Source organism: Rhizobacter sp. LjRoot28, from assembly GCF_964253025.1.
Lineage (GTDB): Bacteria > Pseudomonadota > Gammaproteobacteria > Burkholderiales > Burkholderiaceae_C > Rhizobacter.
Genome location: NZ_CAXUQC020000001.1, coordinates 1,816,995 through 1,835,790 on the forward strand (window position 1 = coordinate 1,816,995; position 18,796 = coordinate 1,835,790).

An 18,796-nucleotide genomic window follows, 5' to 3' on the forward strand; every position below is an offset into this window, starting at 1 on the left:
GGCGCCGCGGTCAGCCTTTGCCGGTGGATGGCGCCTGCGACCTCAGGCGCTCGGCCAGCGCCCGTGCCTCGGCCTCGAGCTCTTCGGGCGTTTGCCGGGCGCGCTTGAGCAGCGCAGCGCGCAACTCCTCCTTGGCCTGTGCCAGGTCTTCGGGTGAGGCTGCAGGGTAGGGGCCATCGCCCTGCTGTGCCTGCTTCAGCGCCACCACGAGTTCGGCCCAGTCGGCCTCGGTGAGGGGCGCGTCGTCCTCAGGGGCCGCGGGCGGGAGGTCGGGGTCGAGCCAGTAGGCTCCGTCGCGGAACTCCCAGGTGGCGGCTTCTTCCCAGGCGTCGTCGAAGTCCTCGCCGAAGATGCGGTCCCAGCGGTCGTGGGGGGACACGCTGGTGTCCGCCAGTGCGGCGGCGATCTGCGGCTGCTGATCGAAGTTCGGGTTGATGCTGTACATCATGAGCACGTAGGCCATCAGGTCTTCGTCGCTCGTGAGGCCATGCGCGCGGGCTCGCTTGACGCCCGCGATCACGCTGGCGCGACGCATGGCGTCGCTCTCGCGGTACGCCGGGTGGGCATCGTGCACGGCTTCCATGATGCGGCCGATGAAGGCTTCGGCATCCTGCTGCAGGAGGCGGTCGAACTGGTCGTGCGGGATCTTCATCGGGGGCCTCCGGCGATGCGTTGGGAAGACAGCGAGACGACATCGCTTGCCAGACGCGGCTCATGACCCTGTGCGCCCCGAACGCGGCTGAACACCTGGGCGGTGTCGGCGTCGGCGCCTTCGATGACGAACCAGTCGATGGCCTCGCGGAGGAAGTCGTCGAGCTGGTCGTGGCTGGAGGTGGGCAGGAACGCGCGCATCACCCGTGGATCGTAGAAGCGGAAGTAGGCCTTCCTGCCGTCCGGCAAGGTGGCGTAAAGGAAGTGGCGCAGGTGGTGGCTGAGCGCGGCGCCGTCGAGCGCGCTGCCGAGGAAGTAGCCGACGCTCGTTCCCCACGCGTCCTGGAGCAGGCGCTCGGCCACGGCGGAGTCGGGCAGCACCTGCACCAGGTAGGGCGCGTAGGCCGCGAAGGTGGCGGCCGACTGGCCCTTGTAGAGGCAACTGTACGGGCAGTCGCCGTTCGAGAGCAGCGACACGACGCCGGTGTCGCGTGCCGCATCCAGCACGGCAAAGACGGACGACGAGGTGGAGAACAGCAGCGCCTCCAGGCGATCGGCCCGCTTCAGGCGCTGGCGACGCTCGCCTGCGACCGTGTCAGTCACCGTCGACGCTCTCGACGAAGGGCGAACCATCGGCAGCGGCCTGGATGAGGCACTTGCCCTGGGCCTTGGCGCCGATCAGCACCGTGGGGAAACCCACGGCGATCACGCCGCCGTGCGCGGTCTTGTCGCCGAGGCGTGCTGCAGGCTTGCCGCCGATCAGCACGGTCGCTTCACCCTGGGCGATGGTGTCGGGCGGGCCGACGCAGAACGCCTTGTCCCCTTGGCGCGCCGCCGGGAGGCCACCGATCAGCACCGTGACGCAGCCGGGCGGCAGGATGGGCCCGCCCACGTGCGGCTTGGGGCCGGGATCGACCATGGGGCAGGTGTGCATGTCGGTGACGCGAGCGGCGGGTTGCATGGCGCAGGGCTCCTGATGCGGTCAAGCGGTGACGGACGGGACCTGCGTCAGTCCGGGCTGAACACGACCGAGCGCAGGCAGTCGGGCGAGCGCTCGGCAAAACCGAAGCTGAGCTTGCCCCACACCTCGCGCCGCGAGTAGCTGGTCTGTTCGTCAAGGGAGCGGCCGCGCGGATGGTCCGTGATGTCGAGGCCTTCGTAGCGCCGCAACACCTCGGCGCGGGGCACGCACGCGCCTGCCAGCTGGATGACCAGGAACCCGGGGTGCGGCTGTTCCTTCTTAATGCGCAGGTCGATCGACTCGATGACGACGCCGTTGCTCAGCGCGAGGTCCTGGGCCTTGTAGAAGCTGAAGTACTCGTTCTCGCTGTCCTTGGCGAGCACGACATTGAGTGCCGATTCGATCTTGTCGGTCGAGAACGGCAGCCGCGTCGGCAGGTAGTCGATGACGGTCCAGAGGTCGAGGGTTTTCATGCGGGAAGTTCCTTGGGGAGTGCGACTGGCGGCCGGGGCGCCAGTCAGCAGGGACGCGAGCAGCAGGGGCACGAGCAGCAGGGGAATGGCCGGCGCCCGCATGAATCGCCGGCGCGCGGAGAACGCAGCGCGCTCATGGCTTGCCGGGATAGTGCTTCTCATACCATCCTCCGTAGTACTCGTTGTAGGTCGGGTTGGTGGGGCCGGAGACCCGCTCGCCGTTGCCGAAGATCTGGCCGATCTTGTCGCGGGCCGCGCCGGCGTTGCCGTCCTTCAGGTACTGATCGTAGGCCGCGTTGTACTTCGGGTGGTTGGCCGGGTTGCCGGCGATGCCGATGTCCGGTCCGCCATTCTTCACGATCTCGCGCTGCACCTCGATGTTCTTCATCGTGGCTGCGCCCTCGTCGCCCAGGGTTCCCTTCAGGAAGGCGGCCTTGCCCGAGCGGTCGTCCTTGAACGGGTACTTCGCGTGGCCCACCTCGTGTGCCAGGACCTGGGTCGCCTGTTTCGGGTCCGACTTCAGCGCGCTGTCGATGGTGATGACCTTCTGGTCCCGGCTGGCGTGCGAGCCGCCGCCGGCGGGCCCGTCCTTGATGACCCAGCCGTCCTTCTTCAGGTCGGCGAGGTCCTTCTGCAACGTGGGCGACTGCGCCGCGATGTCATCCACGTCCTGCCCGAGGCCCGTCTGCTGCTTGGGCACGGGGGTGTTCGCTGCCAACGCGGAGGAGGGCGCGGCGGGGCAGTTGATCTTCACGAGCGGCGCGTTGATCTTGATTTCGCCCGGGGTCATCGTGATCGAACTCGCGCCTACCGACAGCACGAGCTTGGTGCTGCCCTCGATGAAGATCTCCTTGCCGTTGGCGGTGATCTTGTCGGCCCCGGTGAGCGAGATCGTCTTGCCGGCCTTGACCGTGACGTTGTCGCCGGCCGAGATGCCGCGGCTCTTGCCCACCTGCTCGTTGTAGACGCCCGCGACGATGAAGTTCGCCAGCCCGCCGACGTTCACGCTGTAGCCCGCACCGACGTTGACCATGTAGCCGAGGCCGACGTTCGTCACCTTGGCCATCCCGACGTTCTGGATGTTGGCCATGGTGACCGTCTCGGTCAGGTTCTTGCCGATCTTGATCGCCTGGTTCCGGCCGATGGTCTGCCGGTGGTTGGCACCGACGGTCTCGGTGTGGTTGCTGCCGATCTTCTCGGTGTGGTTGACGTCGATGTTGTTGAAGCGGTCGTGCTTGACCTGCACGCGCTCGTCGTGGTCGATGACCTTGTTGCGGTCGTGTCCCACCCAGTGGCTTTCGTCGTTCTCGACCTCGATGCGCTGGTTCTTCTCGGCATGCAGCCACACCTCCTCGCTGCCCTTCTTGTCCTCGAAGCGCAGCGCGTTGGCATGGTCGTAGCCGCCCCCCTGGCTCGATCGGCTGAGGATGCCGGTCTGGGTCTGGTTGGCGGGCAGTTGCCAGGGCGGCATGTTCGCCGCGTTGTAGACCCGCCCGGTGATGAGCGGTCGGTCGGGGTTGCCGTCGAGGAACTGGACGAGCACTTCCTGGCCGATGCGCGGGACGGCGATGAAACCGAAGTTGCTGCCCGCCCAGGTGCTCGCCACCCGCACCCAGGCGGATGACTTTTCGTCGAACTCCCCGAGGCGATCCCAGTGGAACTGCACGCGCACGCGACCGAATTCGTCGCTGTGGATCTCCGCGCCCTTGGGGCCGGTGACGATGGCCGTCTGCAGGCCGTAGATGTGCGGCTCGATGCTGTTGTAGCCGCGTGAGGGGCGCCAGGGAATCTTCTTGCGCAGGCAGGTGAGCCGGTTGTGATAGTGGGCGGCCGTGGCCTCGCCTGCACCGTAGTTGTTGGCGGCCACGTGGCGCACCTCGATCACGAGGAACTCGTGGTCTTCGGTGTTGCTGCCCATCACCTGCTGGTCGAAGTGCCCGACCAGGCGGAACCAGCGCCCGGGCATCATGCCCCGCAGGTTGCCGATGGCCTCGAAGTGCTTGCCTGCGGCCTCGATCTCCTCCATGCGCAGGCGCACGAAAGCCTGGCCCGCATCGCGCGTGGCAAAGCCATACGCACCGGCGTACTCGTACACCTCGAGGGCGGGCACCTGTCCCTGCTGGTTGACCGTCGGGATCTCGCTCGCCTGGGGCCGGGGCTTCTTGAAGTCGAAGCTGGTCGCGGCCACGGAGGTCGACGACAGGCGGCGGACCGGGGTGAACTGCGTGATGCCGTGGTCCTCGCTCAGGTGCGCCTCGTCGTGGAAGGGCACCTTCACGCCCGGGGCGTCGATGGGGTCGGACAACCGGGAGTCGCCGCCCAGCACCAGGGTGTGACCGTCCTTGCGGTGCTCGTACCAGTAGTGCCAGCCCAGGGCCTCCCAGCGGCGATGCAGGTAGTTGTAGTCGCTCTCGTCGAACTGCACCGCATCCGTCATCACCGGGTCGGTGCCGAGGGCGAGCTGCTTCCAGTCGGTGGTGTCGTAGTCGCCGAAGATGGAGACGGTCTGCTCGCGCACCGTCATGCCGTGGAAGATGTGGTTGTCCTTTCGCAGCCGGAGGAAGGCGAGCCACGGCAGCAGCACCATGTCGTACTGCGCCAGGCCGCCCTCGATGGCGACGAAGCGGAACTCGAACACATAGCCGCTGAAATACCGTGGCTCGCCGCGCTCGCGCGTGAGCTCGACCGTCACCAGCTTGCCGAGCACCGACTTGAGCGGAATGCGCGGGTCGTTCGACAGCACCTCCACGGTGAACTGGAAGTCGGCCGACAGCGTTTCCACCGCATCGAGCCGGTTGGCCACGAGCGGTGTGTCCGGCCCGTCGCCGCGCGGGAAGTGCAGCTTGATCAGCTGGTTGTGTTGGCGGCCTGTCAGGGCCTGCAGCGCCTTGGCGCCCTCGGCGAGGTTGATCATCGGGAAGCGGCTCCGGAAGCGGGGGCGGCAGCGGGGCAGGGACCTTGCAACATGGGGACGATCTCCTCGGCGTTGCGGCGCGGGACGTTCGCCGGGCGTTCGCCCTTGCGGTTCACCGCACAACGGTCGGCGCCTGCATCGAGCAGGAGGCGCACGTAGCGGGGCTTGCCCGTGCGGGCGGCGTGGTGCAGGGCGGTGTTGCCGGAGCGGTCGGTGGCGTTCAGCGGTGCGCCCCGCGCCAACAGGGTGTGGGTGAGCGACTCGGCCTCGGCATTGAAGTCGTGGACGAAGGCCATGCCCATCAACGACGTGAGGCCGAGCTCGGCCTGCACGTAGTCCGCGCGAGCGCCACGCGCCAGCAGTTCATGCGCGACGGCGAACTTGCTGCTGCCGAGCGCGATGTCGAGCGGGGGAAGCCCGGCGCGGCCCGTGTCGTTGGGGTTCGCGCCAGCGTCCAGCACCTCGCGCACGGTCTCCACCCGACCGAGGAACGCGGCGAACTGGAGTGGCGTAACGAATTCACCGTCAACCTGCAGCGGACCGTCGACCGGCACGCCGCACGCCACCAGGCGACCGAACTGCCCGCGGCTGATGCCGTTCAGGATGGCATTCGTGGAGATGGGCGCCTTGCCGCAGGCAGCCGCGGTTCGCCCCGGGCCCGCCTGCTGCTCGGCCTGCACGGCGACTGGCATGGCGGCTGCCAGCACCAGCCAGCTGCAGGCGACGAAGAAGGCACCCAGGGCGCGGGGCATGTTCATGGCTCGGTTCATTCGAAGCGCTTGAGGAGGCGATCGAGCTCGCCCATGCGGCCCTGGCTGAGGAGCGATCGCGCCTCTTCGTACTCAGGGGTGTCGATGGAAAAGGCGGGGTTGCGCACAGCGAGCTTGTCCATGCGGGCGCGCAGCAGGGTCTGTGTCAGGCCGACGGCGACCTCGGGATTGAGCATCTGCGTGCCCAGGTCGAGGACGGAGCCGGCCACCCGCGTGACCGACGTAGCCACCGCACCTCGCAGCGCCTTGCGGCTCGCGTCCAGCTCGCGCGCCACGTCCTTGGACACCGCGGCTTGCCGAGCATCTTCCACCTTCAGGTACTGGCCGAGCCGGGAGTTGGAATAGGTGGGCGGTTTCGACGGAGGCAGGGTGGAGGCCTTGCTGCCCAGCACGTCGAGGTAGGGGCCGAAGCGGTCGCGCTTCATCATGTCCTTGAGCGTGGTCTCGAACACCTTCATCGTCCCGCCGCTCAGGTTGCCGCGCACCATGTCGACCGCCAGGCTCATGTACTTCTCGGCCGACTTCGCGCCGACGAGGGTGTCCCGCAACGGGCGGAACTGGGGAAACTTCTGCAGCGCGACCCAGGTCTTGGGGTCGTTGGCCATCAGTTCGCGCATCACGCGGTCGAAGCGATGCGGGTTGTGCTGCCGCAGGTAGGCGATGTAGTCCAGGTAGTCGAGGAGCTTGGGGCCATGCTTGCGTGCGGCCTTGATGGTGTTTTCGGCGACCTTGTGGTCGCTGCGTTGCTGCGAGTCGTCACCCCGCGCGGCCCGGCCCGGGCGCACCGGCTCGTAGCCCGAGCCCTGGGGCACGTCGGTCAGCTCGATGCTGCCGTCCGGCAGCACGCGGCGATAGAGCTGGCCCATGTCAGCCGTGGCCTGCGGCCGGTGGCAGGCCGGTCGAGCCGGTGACGGAGCGGACGTTCGGGCGGGTGTGCAAGGCCGGGCTGCGCAAGGTCGGGATGCCGCTATTAGAAGCGGCGCCACTGCCGGCGCGGCACGACGAAAGTAATACGCGGCCGGTGGCGGTCAGGCCTCGCGCGCCTGCAACCGCGCGACGAGCGCTGCGACTTCGGGCGACGCAACGGCTGCAACGTCGGTCGCGTCGGCATGGGTGCGCACGAGTCGCATGAGGGTGTCGCGGTGCGGGAGCACCGTGCCGAAGAACACTGGCCGGCTGCCTGCGGCGATCAGCACCGTCGGAAAGTTCTCCACTTCCACGGGGTCCACCAGGTCGGCCTCGTCCTCGATGTCCACCCACTCGAAGCGGGCGTCGGGGAAGGCGGCGGCCACCGAGTCGAAGGTGGCGCGGTAGTCGCGGCAGCTGCCGCACCAGGCGGCGCAGAGGCAGACCACCTGGAGGGCGTCGGGCGAAAGGGGCGAGTGCATGGGGCGTGATCATCCCAAACATCGGCGCGCCCTGGAGCGCGGTCAGTCAAATCCTCAGCAACGCGGTGCGGCGAAGGGTTGCAGGGACACCTGTCACGTCCGAGACGCGGGGACTCCCTAAGTGACGCGGCATTCGCGGCCTCCACAATGGCGTCGTAATGAACGGAAGTTCAGTTCTGGCCACCGGAACGACAACGCAACAACACCAGGAGACTCCGATGCTGCCGTCAACCGGGCCATGCCCGCACCTTGCTCATGCTCGCGCGCTCGTGCGTCGCTCATTGTTCGCGCTGGCCGTGGCGGGCGGTCTCGCCGCCTGCGGCGGGTCGGACGACGGCGTGGCGCCGCCCCCGCCGGCTCCGGCCACCGCACCCGCCGATGTGGCCGACGCCTGCCCGGCGCTGTCCCTCGCGCCCGGCGTCGTCGCGCCTGCGTCGGCGACCGGCGCCTACCTCTGCGCGGCCGGCATCGGCGTCACGGACCTCACCGCGGCGGTGAACTTCTACAAGGCACTCGGCCTGCGGGAAAAGGCGCGCCTCACCCGCGCCGACCGGGAGGAAGTGGTTCTCGCGTCGGCCGACGGCCGCGGGTCGCACCTCGTGCTCTTCCGCCATGCCGACGGCGTGTCGCGCGACTATCGCCAGAACCCGGGCAAGCTGGTCTTCTACGTGAAGGACGCCGCCGCCTTCGGGGCCAGCCTCGTCGCCGCCGGCGGCACGCTGACCAGCCCCCCGGCGCCGTACCAGGGACGCCTGGTGGGCTTCGGGCGCGACCTCGACAACAACCTCGTCGAAATCGCCAGCGACGCCGCCGCCCGTCACTCGTACCTGAGTGCCGTGGGCGTCGGCGTGTCCGACCTGGAAGCGGCGCGCGCCTTCTACGTCGATGCGCTCGACATGAAAGTGCTGGCCAAGCTCACCGTGGCCAAGCCCGATGGCGCGGGCGGCACGACGCCCTGGTATGACGAGTACATCCTCCAGTCGAGCGCAGGCAAGGGGGCGGCGGTCGTGTTGATGCACTACACCGATGGGTCGGCCAAGGTCTATGCCGACCGGCCGGTGAAGCTCAGCTGGCGCGTGGATGACCCGGTGGCGTATGCCGCCCGCATCTCGGCGGCCGGCAAGCCGGTCGTCTCGGCGCCCGCACGCGCGACCGACGTGTCGCTCGGCGGGGTGACCGTCGGCACGGCCAAGGACGGTGACGGCACCTTGCTCGAGATCTTCAGGGCGCCGCCGGCCGAGGCCTGCGCCCCCATCGCGCCCGCGGCCGTCGGTGCCTCGGCGCCGTCCTCCGCGACCGGGGCCTACCTGTGTGCGGCCGGTGTCGGGGTGGCTGACCTCGACGCGTCCGTGGCGTTCTACAAGGCGGCGTTCGGCATGACCGAACGGGCACGCCTGGCGCGCAGCGATCGCAGCGAGGTGGTGCTCGATTCCGCCGACCGCCGCGGCTCGCAGCTCGTGCTGTACCGGGCGAGCCAGGGTGCTTCGGGCGCACCGCGGCCCCACCCGGGCAAGGTGGTGTTCTATGTCAAGGACGCGGCAGCCTCCGTGGCCGCGGTGCAGGCCGCGGGCGGACAGGCCTCGCCGCCCGTCGCCTACGCCGGACGCCAGGTGTCGTTCGGGCGCGACCCGGAGGGCAACCTCGTGGAGATCACGAGCGAACCCACGGCCGTGGCCTCGTACCTCAGTGCGTTCGGCATCGGCGTGTCCGACCTGGAGGCGGCGCGGGCGTTCTACGTCGACACGCTGGACTTCAAGGTGCTCACCCGCCTGTCCGTCACCAAGGCGCCGGGCGTGCCGTGGTACGACGAGTACATCCTGACCTCGCCCGCCGGCCGCGGCTCGGCCGTGGTGTTGATGCACTTCACCGACGGCTCCGCGCCAGCGTACAAGGACAACGCGGTGAAGCTGTCGCTTCGGGTGGACCAGCCGGGCCGCTATGCACGACGCATCTTCGACGCGGGCCTGCCGGTGTTGACGGCACCCACCGCCACACCCGAGCCCGCGCTGGGCGAAGCCTTGGTCGGCGTGGCCGCGGATGCCGACGGCACGCGGCTCGAGATCCTCAGCTCGCCCAACTGAACCCACCGGAGACGCCCATGAGCGCTGCAACGCAACTTCAGGAAATGATGGCCACCGGCGAGGCCTATGCGCCCGACCTCATCTTTCCCCTGTACGACGAACTCGAACCCATTTCCATCGAGGACATCCTCGGCACCTGGAAAGGCGGCAAGTTCGACGGCGGCAAGGAGCCGGACCCCATCAAGTGGTACGGCAAGCGGTTCGTCTCGGCCGACTACTGCGAGCCGCTGCTGTGCCGCCGTGACGACGGCTCCGTCTATGCCTACGACAACCTCGGCGCGGCGCAGCTGCGGATGATCGCGTGGCGCGGCAAGGTGTCGGCCTCGCTGATCTACGACCGGCAACCCATCATGGATTACTTCCGCCGGGTGAGCGCCGACGTGATCATCGGCCTGGGCGATGTCAAGGGCCGACCGACCGACTTCTTCTTCCACCTGACGCGGACCTGAGTCGGCCGATCGGATCGGCGCCGGGGCTGGCCGTCGCGCAGCCCGCCCGCGGCAGGCCGGCGCGAGGGGCCATGGCGTGGCCCGTCAGGCCGCGGCGAGCGCTGCCTCCAGGTCGGCCAGCAGGTCGTCGATGTGCTCGATGCCGATCGACAGGCGCACGGTGTCCTCGGTCACCCCGGCCTTCTTCAGCTCGGTGGCGTCCAGCTGCCGGTGAGTGGTCGACGCCGGGTGCGTCGCGAGCGACTTGGCGTCCCCGATGTTGACGAGGCGCGTGAAGAGCTGCAGCGCGTCGAGGAATCGCGCGCCCGCTTCACGGCCCGTGCCCGAGGTGGCCTTCACGCCGAACGTCAGCAGGCCCGAGGCCTTGCCCGAGAAGTACTTCTGGATGAGGGCGTGGTCGGCATGGCTTTCCAGGCCGGCGTAGTTCACCCACGCCACCTTGGGGTGCTTCTGCAGGTGCTGCGCCACCTTCACGGTGTTCTCGCTGATGCGGTCCATGCGCAGCGCGAGCGTCTCGATGCCCTGCAGGATGAGGAACGAGTTGAAGGGCGAGATGGCCGCGCCCATGTTGCGCAGCGGCACGACGCGGGCTCGCCCGATGTAGGCCGCGGCGCCCAGGGCTTCGGTGTAGACGACGCCGTGATAGCTCGGGTCCGGCTCGTTGAGGCGGCGAAAGCGCGCCTTGTGCTGGGCCCAGGGGAACTTGCCGGAGTCGACGATGGCTCCGCCTATGCTCGTGCCATGCCCGCCCAGGTACTTGGTGAGCGAGTGCACGACGATGTCGGCGCCCTGCTCGATGGGCCGGGTGAGGTAGGGGGAGGGCACGGTGTTGTCGACGATCAGCGGCACGCCGTGACGGTGTGCGATCTCTGCCAGGCGCGCCACGTCGGTCACATTGCCGAGCGGGTTGCCGATCGATTCCACGAAGATCGCCTTGGTCCGCTCGTCGATCAGCGAGCCGAAGGACTCCGGGTCCCGATGGTCGGCGAAGCGGGTGGTGATGCCGTACTGGGGCAGCGTGTGGGCGAATAGGTTGTACGTGCCGCCGTAGAGCGTGCCGGACGAAATGATGTTGTCGCCGGCCTCGGCGATGGTCTGGATGGCGTAGGTGACCGCGGCCTGGCCCGATGCGAGCGCCAGGGCGCCCACGCCGCCTTCGAGCGCGGCCAGGCGCTGCTCGAGCACATCGGTGGTCGGGTTCATGATCCGGGTGTAGATGTTGCCCGGCACCTTGAGGTCGAACAGGTCCGCGCCATGCTGGGCGCTGTCAAAGGCGTAGGCCGCCGTCTGATAGAGGGGCACGGCGACCGACTTCGTCGTCGGGTCGGGACGGTAGCCGGCATGCACGGACTTGGTTTCGAAGCGCCAGGCGGACTCGGACATCAGGGGACTCCTTGAATGAAGGCACCGAGGCTATGCCAACGGGTGCGGACAGGGAAATGACATTCTTCAATAACGATCACGGTTTCTCAGCGGGTCAACCCGGTGTGCCGCGGGGTGCGATCCTGCCAGACTTCCGGCCCATGAACCTCCCGTGCCGATCCCTGTGGTCCCTCGCCTTCGTTGCCAGCGGCACGTCGCTCTTGTCGGCATGCGCCGCACCCCCGACGACCGACGGGCTCGGGATCGAGTTCGTGCGCATCGCGGCGGGGGCCTTCGACATGGGCAGCGAGGAACCGGTGGCAACGCTTGAGGCGGCCTACCCGGGCCTCGAGCGCCGCCGCTTCGAGGCGCTCTCCGACGAGGCGCCGGTCCATCGCGTGCAGATCAGCCGACCTTTCGAGATGAGCCGGCACGAAGTGACGGTCGGCCAGTTCCGCCGCTTCGTCGAACGCTCCGGCCACGTGCCGGAGTCGATTGCCGATGGCACGGGCGGGTACGGCTACGAGGCAGGGCGGACAGGCGGCGGCGATGCGTTCGCCGGGCGTTCACCGGTGTACTCGTGGCAGAACCCGGGCTTCCCCCAGGGGGACGACCATCCGGTGGTGAACGTCACCTGGAACGACGCCGTGGCGCTTGCCCGTTGGCTCTCGGCCACTGAAGGGCGGCGTTATCGGCTGCCCACCGAAGCCGAGTGGGAGTACGCCTGTCGCGCCGGAAAAACCACCCGCTACCAGGGCGGCGACGACCCTCGCAGCCTGCTGCGTACGGCCAACACCTTCGATGCCGAAGCCGCCCCGCACTGGCCCAAGTGGTCAGCGCACGCCTTGCCCGGCAGCGATGGTCATGCGTTCACCGCACCGGTCGGCCGTTTCGAAGCCAACGCCTTCGGCCTGCACGACATGCATGGCAACGTGTGGGAATGGGTGTCCGACTGGCACGCCGACGACGCGTACCGCCATCACGCCGCCGTCGACCCGACCGGGCCTGCCGACGGGCAGGTGAAGGTGCGGCGAGGGGGCTCATGGCACTCGTGGTCGCTGTACACGCGATGTGCCTACCGCAACTGGAACACCGCGACGACCCGGTACACCCTGGTGGGGATCCGGCTCGTTCGCGAGGTCGAGGCCACCGCCTCGCCCTGAGGCCCGGTGTGGGGCACCTCGCGAGGCGGGCGTCGGCCGATGCCTGGCGGCCGCCGCGCCGCAGCCGACCGCGCTGACACACCCGGACACACGGCTGCCCATTCCTGGCAGCACACTGGCGCCCGCGCCCCGTTTGGTCACCCCGTTTTTCTTGGCGAAGTCGACGCCGGCAGCCGTGCCGGACCACCGCGGCGTGCAGTGCTGCACGCCCGGGAGCCCGCCGGTCCGGGCGAACCCGCGGGCTGCGCTTTCCGGCTCAGAAGTTGCTCTTACCGGCCCACACACCGAATCCTGTCATGACCCGCCGCCTTGCCTCCCTCCGCCGTCTCGGGCGCTCCCTTCGCTGGGTGCGCGTGAGCCTGGGCGCGGCGGCGCTGGCCACCGCAGCCGGCTGCAGCACCACCTCCATCGTGCTGAGCGTGGCCGGCATCGCGACCGACACCAGCGTCACCTGGGAAATCGCCAAGCACATCCACGCCAAGATGACCGAGGGCGACCCCGTGGCCTGCTTCCGCTTGAACAGCGTCGAGCGGGCGCTGGCCACCCGCTGCGGCAGCTTCTCGCAAGGCAGCCTCAAGGTGCAGGACATCGGCCGCAACGATCTTCAGAGCTGCGAGCTGACCCTGGCTGCGCGCGACCCCGCGCTGTGGCCGGTGCTGCCCGAGCTGCTCAGCAAGGGCGCCAAGCCTGATCGCTGCAGCATGGCCCCGCTGGCAGCACTGGCGCATGCCCATGCCTGCCCTGATTTCGCGGGTGCCTCACCCCAGGTGCGTCGCACGCTCGCCTGGCTGGCGGAGAACGATGCCCGGTCGGTCCAGCATGACGTCGTCCGGCTCCTGAGTTGCCCGTCCGCTCGTGTGGCCGGCCTCGACCGCGTGCTCGACACCTGGCTCGCGGCCGGTGCCTTGCCCAAGGAGGGCCTGGGCTTCGGCGTGCTTGGCGCACTGCACCCGGATCACCTTCAGTCGCCGTTCGCCCGCAAGCTCGAGACCCTCGGGCACACGGCCCAGGCGTCCCTCGTCCGCTACCAGGGCGAGCAGCCACCGGGCTTCGAGACCGCCTTGCGCCTGAGCCATTTCGACGCCTTGCAATGGTGGCTCAACCGGGCGCCGCAACTGGCCAACCGCGTGCCGTCCACCCAGGGTTCGGACGCCGGCTGGTCGCCGCTGGCCCGCGTGCTGCTGCCGACCTTCCTGGCCGACCCCGCCAAGCAACGCGACACGCTCGAGTTCCTCATCGCCCGCGGCGCCGACCCATGGAAGCCGATGCCCGGTGGCGCGCACCGCTCGGTGGTGAGCTACGCGCGCTTCCTGCAGAGCCCGCACGTGGCGCTGCTCGACCCGCCCTGGGTCGAGCCCGCTGCCGCCCCGCCGAAGCGGATGGTGGCGCAGGCCGCCGAGGCGGCTGCCGCGCCGGAGCTTCCGGCGCGCTGAGCGCGTCACTCCCGGGCGTGGGGCCGGAGAGAACGGCCAAGAGAACGGCCAGGTACGGACCCGGGCGATTCCCGGCGATCTTGTCGTGCCAATGTGCGGTGGGTGTTGCCATCCGCAGGTGCTGACGGGCTGGGGATTGCGCCGGTCTCATCCTGCGCAGCCATTCTGAACCTCGGTCTGAGCGTGTCGTTCGTGGTTCCTGACCTTGTGGCCCGCCTGCTCGGAACTGCTGCACTGGACGACGGCTATGCAGCGGAAGCAGACGCGGCTCAAGATGACAGCCGACCCTCAGAAGGCTGACAGACACCGGTGCCCGTTGGCTAGACTTCACGATTTCAACGATAGGAGCCAGATGTTGGATGCGCCGGACCCACGGGCAGCATGCAGGGAGGTCATCCTGGCTTGGCGCCCGCTATCCCAATTGGCGGACTTCGCTGCGCTGCGGCATGGCTACGGGAACAGTAACGGGGGATTCGGCGTCACCTATCCAGGAGACTTGGATGAGTACGATGTCCAAGTCGAAGGGATCCATATCCAGGTTGGTTCCCTGCTTGTCTACGGCTTTGCCATTGCGCTCCCGCCAGGCTGGGAGGTCGTCGTCGATGAGGGCGTCTACCTGCACGTCCTCCTTTCAATTCTGCTGGAACACGGACTGGCATCCGAAGCCGCCCGAGTCGAACTCCTGCTCAACGCGCGAGGCCCGCTTCCAGCCTGAAGCAGGCCCTCGCGGCCTGGCCTGAACCACCTACTCCGGACAGGGCTCAACAACCTTGAACGACAACAGTCGCCCGGCCGCACCGCCGCTTCACCACTTCGTCTGACACGGGGAGCGCGCCGTGGCGCGCCATCTGCGTCCTGCCGCCCACGCGCCTAGGGGCATTGATTGACGGCCCGGCAGCGCTGCGGTCCACTGCACTGATCCCGGTGCATCGGGCCTCGATCCCGCTGCCGCCACATGTCGCCCATGCCGTCGTCTCCATCCGAACTGCCCGAGGAACCCGATCGCGGTACGTCGGGCGCCGTGCCCGCGGCTTTGCCCCAGAACGAGTTCGCCCGGCTCGACTCGCTTCGCCGTTACGGCATCCTTGACACCCCACCCGAGCAGGCCTTCGACGACATCGCGATGATCGCCTCCGCCCTGTGCGACGCACCCATCGCCATGGTGACGCTGGTCGACGCCGAACGGCAGTGGTTCAAGGCGAACCGCGGCCTGGGCGACCTTCGCGAGACGCCGCGCGAACTGGCCTTCTGCTCGCACGCGATCCTCGAGCCGGACCGCGTGTTCGAGGTGAACGATGCCCTGAACGACCCGCGCTTCGCCACCAATCCGCTGGTCCTGGGTGCGCCCGGCATCCGCTTCTATGCCGGTGCGCCGCTCGTGGCCCCCGATGGCATGCCGCTCGGCACGGTCTGCGTGGTCGACCGCCGGCCACGCCAGCTGTGCGAGCGCGAACGCCAGGGCCTGGCTTCGCTGGCTCGCCAGGCGGTGGCGCAACTGGAGCTGCGGCACATCGTGGCAGACTTGACCGTGCAGAGCACCACGGACGTCCTCACCGGCGCGTGGAACCGCCGCGCCTTCGACCACCGCTTGCGACAGGAGTGGAACCGGCATGCGCGGGCCGAAGCGAGCGTCGGCCTGCTCATGGTGGACGTCGACCGCTTCAAGGCCTTCAACGACCAGCACGGGCACCAGGCCGGCGACCAGGCCTTGATCGAGGTGGTGCGGCGCGCGCAGGCGCCGCTGCGCGCCATCGACTTTCTCGCGCGCTTCGGCGGTGAGGAGCTGGTGGTGATCCTGCCCAACACGCCGCTCGTCGGCGCGGCAGAGGCCGCAGAGCGGGTGCGCCAGGCCGTGGAGCGGGCCACCTGGTCGGTGCAGCCGCTGACCGTGAGCATCGGCGTGGCGGCCGACGAACCGCGCCTGGACTCCGACCCGCGCGCGCTCATCGCGCGGGCCGACCGGGCGCTCTACGAAGCCAAGGCGCGAGGGCGCAACCGGGTCTGCGTGTTCGAGCGCTGGACCTGAGCACCCGCAGGCCTCACGCCAGCGCCGTCACCTGCACCCCCACACCCCCCAGCACGGCGTTGCCCGAGAGCGGGTCGCGCAGGTTCTCGTCCAGTACGTCATTGAGGCTCACACCGGGCCGCTCCGACGCCACGCCCAGGCGGGTCCCGGGACGGGAGTGGCCCCAACCGTGCGGCAGGCTGACCACGCCGCGCATCACCTCGTCGCTCACTTCCACCTCGGCGTCGATCGCCGGGGCGTCCGCGCCGCGTGAGATGCGCGCCCGGCCGCCGTGGGTGAGCGACAGGCGCTCGGCGTCGGCCGGGTGGACGAGCAGCGTGCAGCGGAAGTCGCCCTTGGCCAACGTGGGCAGGTTGTGCATCCAGCTGTTGTTGGAGCGCACCTGCCGCCGACCGATGAGGACCATGTCCGGGGCGGGGGCGGCGAGGTCGGCCTGCGCGCGCGCCACATCGGCAATCAATGCGGCGGGCGCCAGCTCCACCTTGCCCGACGGCGTGCGCAGCAGGTCCGGCAAGCGGGGCTGCAGCGGGCCGAGGTCGATGCCGCTCGGCGCGGCGCGAAGCCGCGCCAGGGTGAGGCCGTCCGGCCGGGTGCCGAAGCCATCGCCATACGGGCCGGTGCGCAGCGAGATCTCGAGCAGCCGCTCCGGGCCACTCAGGCCTTGCACGGCCGCCATCACCTGGGGGGAGCGGCTGCCCATCGTGCGGGCCAGTTCGGCGGTGACGAGCTCGGTGTCGAGTGCGTCCACATCGGCGTGCGCGCCGCGGCCGGTGGCGATGGCCTGCAGCTTGAGCAGGATCTTCCACTCGGGCCAGCGGCCGTCCGCTGGGGCCAGCACCGCCGGGCTGTAGCGCGCCACGTTGCGGAAGGCCAGCTGGTGGAACGCCACGTCGTAGTGGCTGTCTTCCAGCGGTGCCAGCCCGGGCAGGATCACGTCGGCATGCCGCGTTGTCTCGTTCAGGTAGATGTCCACGCTCACCATGAACTCGAGCCCGTCGAGCGCCGCGGAGAGGCGTCGGCCATTGGGCGCCGACAGCACTGGGTTGCTTGCCACCGTGAGGAGCGCGCGCACCTGCCCATCGCCTGGAACCTCGATCTCTTCCGCGAGGCAGGTCATCGGCAGTTCACCGAACACCTCCGGCGCGCCGCTCACGCGTGAGCGGTGGCGGCCGGTGACGATGCCCCGGCCCCGGCCCGGTTCACCGGTGCTGTTGGCCTGAAAGGCGGGCGCCAGCGGGAACATCGCGCCGCCCGGTTCGTCGAGGTGACCGGTGAGGGCGTTCAGCACGTCGATCAGCCAGCTGCACAAAGTGCCGAACGACTGCACGCACGTCCCCATGCGGCCGTAGAGGACGGCGCGCGGCGTCTGCGCCAGCGAGCGCGCAAGCCCACGAATGGCGGGCGCCTCGATGCCACAGCGCTCCGCCACGCGTTCGGCGCTGAAGGGCGCCACGGCGGCACGCACGTCATCCAGGCCGGCCAGGTGCTCCGTCAGCCGGCCGGTGCGCACCAAGCCTTCCTCGAATAGCGTGGCGGCCATGCCGAGCAGCAGGAAGGCATCGCCCTGCGGGCGGATGGTGAGGTGCTCGTCCGCCAGCTCGGCCGTCTCGCTGCGCCGCGGGTCGATCACCACCAGTCGGCCCCCGCGCGCGCGCAAGGCTTTGGCCTTGCCGCGGAAGTCGGGCACCGTCCACAGGCTGCCGTTGCTGGCCGCGGGGTTGGCGCCCAGCACGATGAGGAGGTCGGTGCGCTCGATGTCGGGCACGGCGATCGACAGCCAGTGGCCGAACATCCACCCGCTCGACAACTGCTTGGGCATCTGGTCCAGGGTGGAGGCGGAGAACACGTTGCGGGTGCCGAGCGCCTTCAGCAGGCGGCTGTAGTACAGCATCAGGCCCATCTTGTGCGACGACGGGTTGCCCACCGTCACGCCCAAGGACTGGGCGCCGTGCTGCTCGCGAATCGGCACCAATCGGCGCTCGATCTCCGCGAAGGCCTCGTCCCAGGTGGCTGGCTCGAAGCGCCCGTCGCGCTTGATGAGCGGCGTGCGCAAACGATCGGGGTCTTCCTGCAAGTCCTTCAGGGCAAAGCCCTTCGGGCACATGTAGCCCGCGCTGAAGACATCGGCCTCATGGCCCCGGATGGCCGTCACCCGGCCGTCGGTCACATGGACGTCGAGGCCGCAGCAGGCCTCGCACAAGGGGCAGATGCGCTGCGTGACAGTCGTGTTCATCGGAGCCTCCGTGAATCGGTCGGATGAGTGTACTCAGTTTCGCACGAGTGTGCGCAGGGCTTCGGCCGTGGCGGCATCGGCCGGAAAGAAGGTCTCCAACGCCAACTCCGACAAGGTAATGTCCACCGGTGAGCCGAACACGGTCGTCGTGCTCAGGAAACTCAGCACCCCGGCGGGCGTGCGCATGCGCAGCGGCACGGCGATGGCAGAGGCCTCGGCCTCCGCGCCGGCGCCGTCCGGGTCGTCCACCGATGGGGCAGGGTAGGCCTGCAATTCGGACAGCAGTGCGGTCAGCGTGGCGTCCGCCGTGGCCTCGATCTGCTGCGCCAACCGGTGCAGCAGGTGGGCGCGCCAGGTGGCGAGGTTGGCGATGCGCGATGCGAGGCCACCCGGATGCAGGCTCAAGCGCAGCACGTTCACCGGCCCCTGCAGCAGCGCCGCGTCCACACCTTGCAGCAGCAAGGGCACGGTGGCGTTGTGGCTCAGCATGGTCCAGTGCCGGTCCACCGCGAGGGCCGGCCAGGGCTCATGCGCCTTGAGCACCTGGTCCACCGCATCGCGCGCCGCGCCGAGCGCCGGGTCCGCCAAGGGCCGCTCGCGATAGAGCGGTGCAAAGCCCGCCGCCGCAAGCAGCTGGTTGCGCTCGCGCAGCGGCACCGCCAGGCGCTCGGCCAGGTGCATCACCATGGCGCGGCTGGGCGCCGCGCGGCCCGTCTCCACATAGCTCAGGTGGCGGGTGGAGATGTCGGCCGCCGAGGCGAGGTCCAGCTGGCTGAGGCGGCGGTGCAGCCGCCAGGCGCGGATCAGGTCACCGACCGTGCGGGCCTCGGCGGCAAAGGTGGTTTGGGCAGATGAGGTCATGGTGCGCTGACGATAGCGCAGCGCCCGCGCC

17 protein-coding genes are annotated in these 18,796 nt (G+C 69.3%); 6 read left to right on the forward strand and 11 right to left on the reverse strand.

Features of this window, described 5'->3' with window-relative positions:
• Positions 1-10: 10 nt before the first annotated feature.
• The 8 genes from ACSQ2F_RS08475 to ACSQ2F_RS08510 all read right to left on the reverse strand — a co-directional run bounded on the left by ACSQ2F_RS08475 (position 11) and on the right by ACSQ2F_RS08510 (position 7,157).
• Positions 11-652 carry a hypothetical protein gene (locus tag ACSQ2F_RS08475; RefSeq protein WP_436021687.1) on the reverse strand — a complete coding sequence of 214 codons (642 nt, stop codon included), beginning with the start codon at positions 650-652 and terminating at the stop codon, positions 11-13.
• Positions 649-1,254, reverse strand: a complete 606-nt coding sequence (locus ACSQ2F_RS08480) for a DUF4123 domain-containing protein (RefSeq protein ID WP_436021689.1) — start codon at positions 1,252-1,254, stop codon at positions 649-651. The genes ACSQ2F_RS08475 and ACSQ2F_RS08480 overlap by 4 nt, the downstream gene beginning before the upstream one ends.
• Positions 1,247-1,612: a PAAR domain-containing protein gene (locus ACSQ2F_RS08485; protein ID WP_436021691.1), complete on the reverse strand. Its 366-nt coding sequence runs from the start codon at positions 1,610-1,612 to the stop codon at positions 1,247-1,249. The genes ACSQ2F_RS08480 and ACSQ2F_RS08485 overlap by 8 nt, the downstream gene beginning before the upstream one ends.
• A 47-nt stretch (positions 1,613-1,659) precedes the next feature.
• Positions 1,660-2,085, reverse strand: coding sequence for a hypothetical protein (locus tag ACSQ2F_RS08490; RefSeq protein WP_436021693.1), 426 nt, complete (start codon positions 2,083-2,085; stop codon positions 1,660-1,662).
• A 133-nt stretch (positions 2,086-2,218) separates the two neighbouring features.
• The gene (locus ACSQ2F_RS08495; protein ID WP_436021695.1) at positions 2,219-4,999 is read right to left on the reverse strand and encodes a type VI secretion system Vgr family protein; all 2,781 of its coding nucleotides are present in this window, start codon (positions 4,997-4,999) and stop codon (positions 2,219-2,221) included.
• Positions 4,996-5,757: an ankyrin repeat domain-containing protein gene (locus tag ACSQ2F_RS08500; protein WP_436021697.1), complete on the reverse strand. Its 762-nt coding sequence runs from the start codon at positions 5,755-5,757 to the stop codon at positions 4,996-4,998. Before ACSQ2F_RS08500 ends, ACSQ2F_RS08495 begins: the two co-directional genes overlap by 4 nt.
• Before the next feature lie 8 nt (positions 5,758-5,765).
• Positions 5,766-6,635, reverse strand: a complete 870-nt coding sequence (locus ACSQ2F_RS08505; protein WP_436021699.1) for a DUF4124 domain-containing protein — start codon at positions 6,633-6,635, stop codon at positions 5,766-5,768.
• 162 nt (positions 6,636-6,797) lie between these two features.
• Positions 6,798-7,157, reverse strand: coding sequence for a thioredoxin family protein (locus ACSQ2F_RS08510; RefSeq protein ID WP_436021701.1), 360 nt, complete (start codon positions 7,155-7,157; stop codon positions 6,798-6,800).
• Between the two features lie 218 nt (positions 7,158-7,375).
• Here ACSQ2F_RS08510 and ACSQ2F_RS08515 point away from each other — a divergent pair, with 218 nt between their 5' ends.
• A complete protein-coding gene (locus tag ACSQ2F_RS08515) occupies positions 7,376-9,238 on the forward strand; it encodes a VOC family protein (protein WP_436021703.1) in 1,863 nt (620 codons plus the stop codon).
• Positions 9,239-9,255: 17 nt separating this feature from the next.
• Entirely contained in the window at positions 9,256-9,687 is a 432-nt protein-coding gene (locus tag ACSQ2F_RS08520; RefSeq protein ID WP_436021705.1) for a DUF4334 domain-containing protein, read from the forward strand.
• Positions 9,688-9,771: 84 nt separating this feature from the next.
• On the opposite strand, the gene ACSQ2F_RS08525 is transcribed toward ACSQ2F_RS08520, so the two are convergent.
• A complete protein-coding gene (locus tag ACSQ2F_RS08525; protein WP_436021707.1) occupies positions 9,772-11,070 on the reverse strand; it encodes an O-acetylhomoserine aminocarboxypropyltransferase/cysteine synthase family protein in 1,299 nt (432 codons plus the stop codon).
• A 140-nt stretch (positions 11,071-11,210) separates the two neighbouring features.
• On the opposite strand from ACSQ2F_RS08525, the gene ACSQ2F_RS08530 reads away from it, so the two are divergent.
• From ACSQ2F_RS08530 to ACSQ2F_RS08545, 4 genes are all read left to right on the forward strand, one after another.
• Entirely contained in the window at positions 11,211-12,212 is a 1,002-nt protein-coding gene (locus ACSQ2F_RS08530; RefSeq protein WP_436021709.1) for a formylglycine-generating enzyme family protein, read from the forward strand.
• A gap of 296 nt (positions 12,213-12,508) precedes the next feature.
• Positions 12,509-13,645, forward strand: coding sequence for a hypothetical protein (locus ACSQ2F_RS08535; protein WP_436021711.1), 1,137 nt, complete (start codon positions 12,509-12,511; stop codon positions 13,643-13,645).
• 496 nt (positions 13,646-14,141) lie between these two features.
• Positions 14,142-14,360, forward strand: coding sequence for a hypothetical protein (locus tag ACSQ2F_RS08540; protein WP_436021713.1), 219 nt, complete (start codon positions 14,142-14,144; stop codon positions 14,358-14,360).
• A 249-nt stretch (positions 14,361-14,609) separates the two neighbouring features.
• Positions 14,610-15,671 carry a sensor domain-containing diguanylate cyclase gene (locus ACSQ2F_RS08545; protein WP_436021715.1) on the forward strand — a complete coding sequence of 354 codons (1,062 nt, stop codon included), beginning with the start codon at positions 14,610-14,612 and terminating at the stop codon, positions 15,669-15,671.
• A gap of 13 nt (positions 15,672-15,684) precedes the next feature.
• Here ACSQ2F_RS08545 and ACSQ2F_RS08550 read toward each other — a convergent pair whose 3' ends face one another.
• Positions 15,685-17,904, reverse strand: a complete 2,220-nt coding sequence (locus ACSQ2F_RS08550; RefSeq protein ID WP_436021717.1) for a molybdopterin-dependent oxidoreductase — start codon at positions 17,902-17,904, stop codon at positions 15,685-15,687.
• A 33-nt stretch (positions 17,905-17,937) separates the two neighbouring features.
• Positions 17,938-18,765: a helix-turn-helix domain-containing protein gene (locus tag ACSQ2F_RS08555; protein WP_436021719.1), complete on the reverse strand. Its 828-nt coding sequence runs from the start codon at positions 18,763-18,765 to the stop codon at positions 17,938-17,940.
• Positions 18,766-18,796 lie beyond the last annotated feature (31 nt).

Coding starts and splice junctions, on each gene's coding strand:
- ACSQ2F_RS08475 (WP_436021687.1), bottom strand. CDS start 652: ATGAAGATCCCGCACGACCAGTTCGACCGCCTCCTGCAGCAGGATGCC.
- ACSQ2F_RS08485 (WP_436021691.1), bottom strand. CDS start 1,612: ATGCAACCCGCCGCTCGCGTCACCGACATGCACACCTGCCCCATGGTC.
- ACSQ2F_RS08490 (WP_436021693.1), bottom strand. CDS start 2,085: ATGAAAACCCTCGACCTCTGGACCGTCATCGACTACCTGCCGACGCGG.
- ACSQ2F_RS08495 (WP_436021695.1), bottom strand. CDS start 4,999: ATGATCAACCTCGCCGAGGGCGCCAAGGCGCTGCAGGCCCTGACAGGC.
- ACSQ2F_RS08500 (WP_436021697.1), bottom strand. CDS start 5,757: ATGAACATGCCCCGCGCCCTGGGTGCCTTCTTCGTCGCCTGCAGCTGG.
- ACSQ2F_RS08505 (WP_436021699.1), bottom strand. CDS start 6,635: ATGGGCCAGCTCTATCGCCGCGTGCTGCCGGACGGCAGCATCGAGCTG.
- ACSQ2F_RS08510 (WP_436021701.1), bottom strand. CDS start 7,157: ATGCACTCGCCCCTTTCGCCCGACGCCCTCCAGGTGGTCTGCCTCTGC.
- ACSQ2F_RS08515 (WP_436021703.1), top strand. CDS start 7,376: ATGCTGCCGTCAACCGGGCCATGCCCGCACCTTGCTCATGCTCGCGCG.
- ACSQ2F_RS08520 (WP_436021705.1), top strand. CDS start 9,256: ATGAGCGCTGCAACGCAACTTCAGGAAATGATGGCCACCGGCGAGGCC.
- ACSQ2F_RS08525 (WP_436021707.1), bottom strand. CDS start 11,070: ATGTCCGAGTCCGCCTGGCGCTTCGAAACCAAGTCCGTGCATGCCGGC.
- ACSQ2F_RS08530 (WP_436021709.1), top strand. CDS start 11,211: ATGAACCTCCCGTGCCGATCCCTGTGGTCCCTCGCCTTCGTTGCCAGC.
- ACSQ2F_RS08535 (WP_436021711.1), top strand. CDS start 12,509: ATGACCCGCCGCCTTGCCTCCCTCCGCCGTCTCGGGCGCTCCCTTCGC.
- ACSQ2F_RS08545 (WP_436021715.1), top strand. CDS start 14,610: ATGCCGTCGTCTCCATCCGAACTGCCCGAGGAACCCGATCGCGGTACG.
- ACSQ2F_RS08550 (WP_436021717.1), bottom strand. CDS start 17,904: ATGAACACGACTGTCACGCAGCGCATCTGCCCCTTGTGCGAGGCCTGC.
- ACSQ2F_RS08555 (WP_436021719.1), bottom strand. CDS start 18,765: ATGACCTCATCTGCCCAAACCACCTTTGCCGCCGAGGCCCGCACGGTC.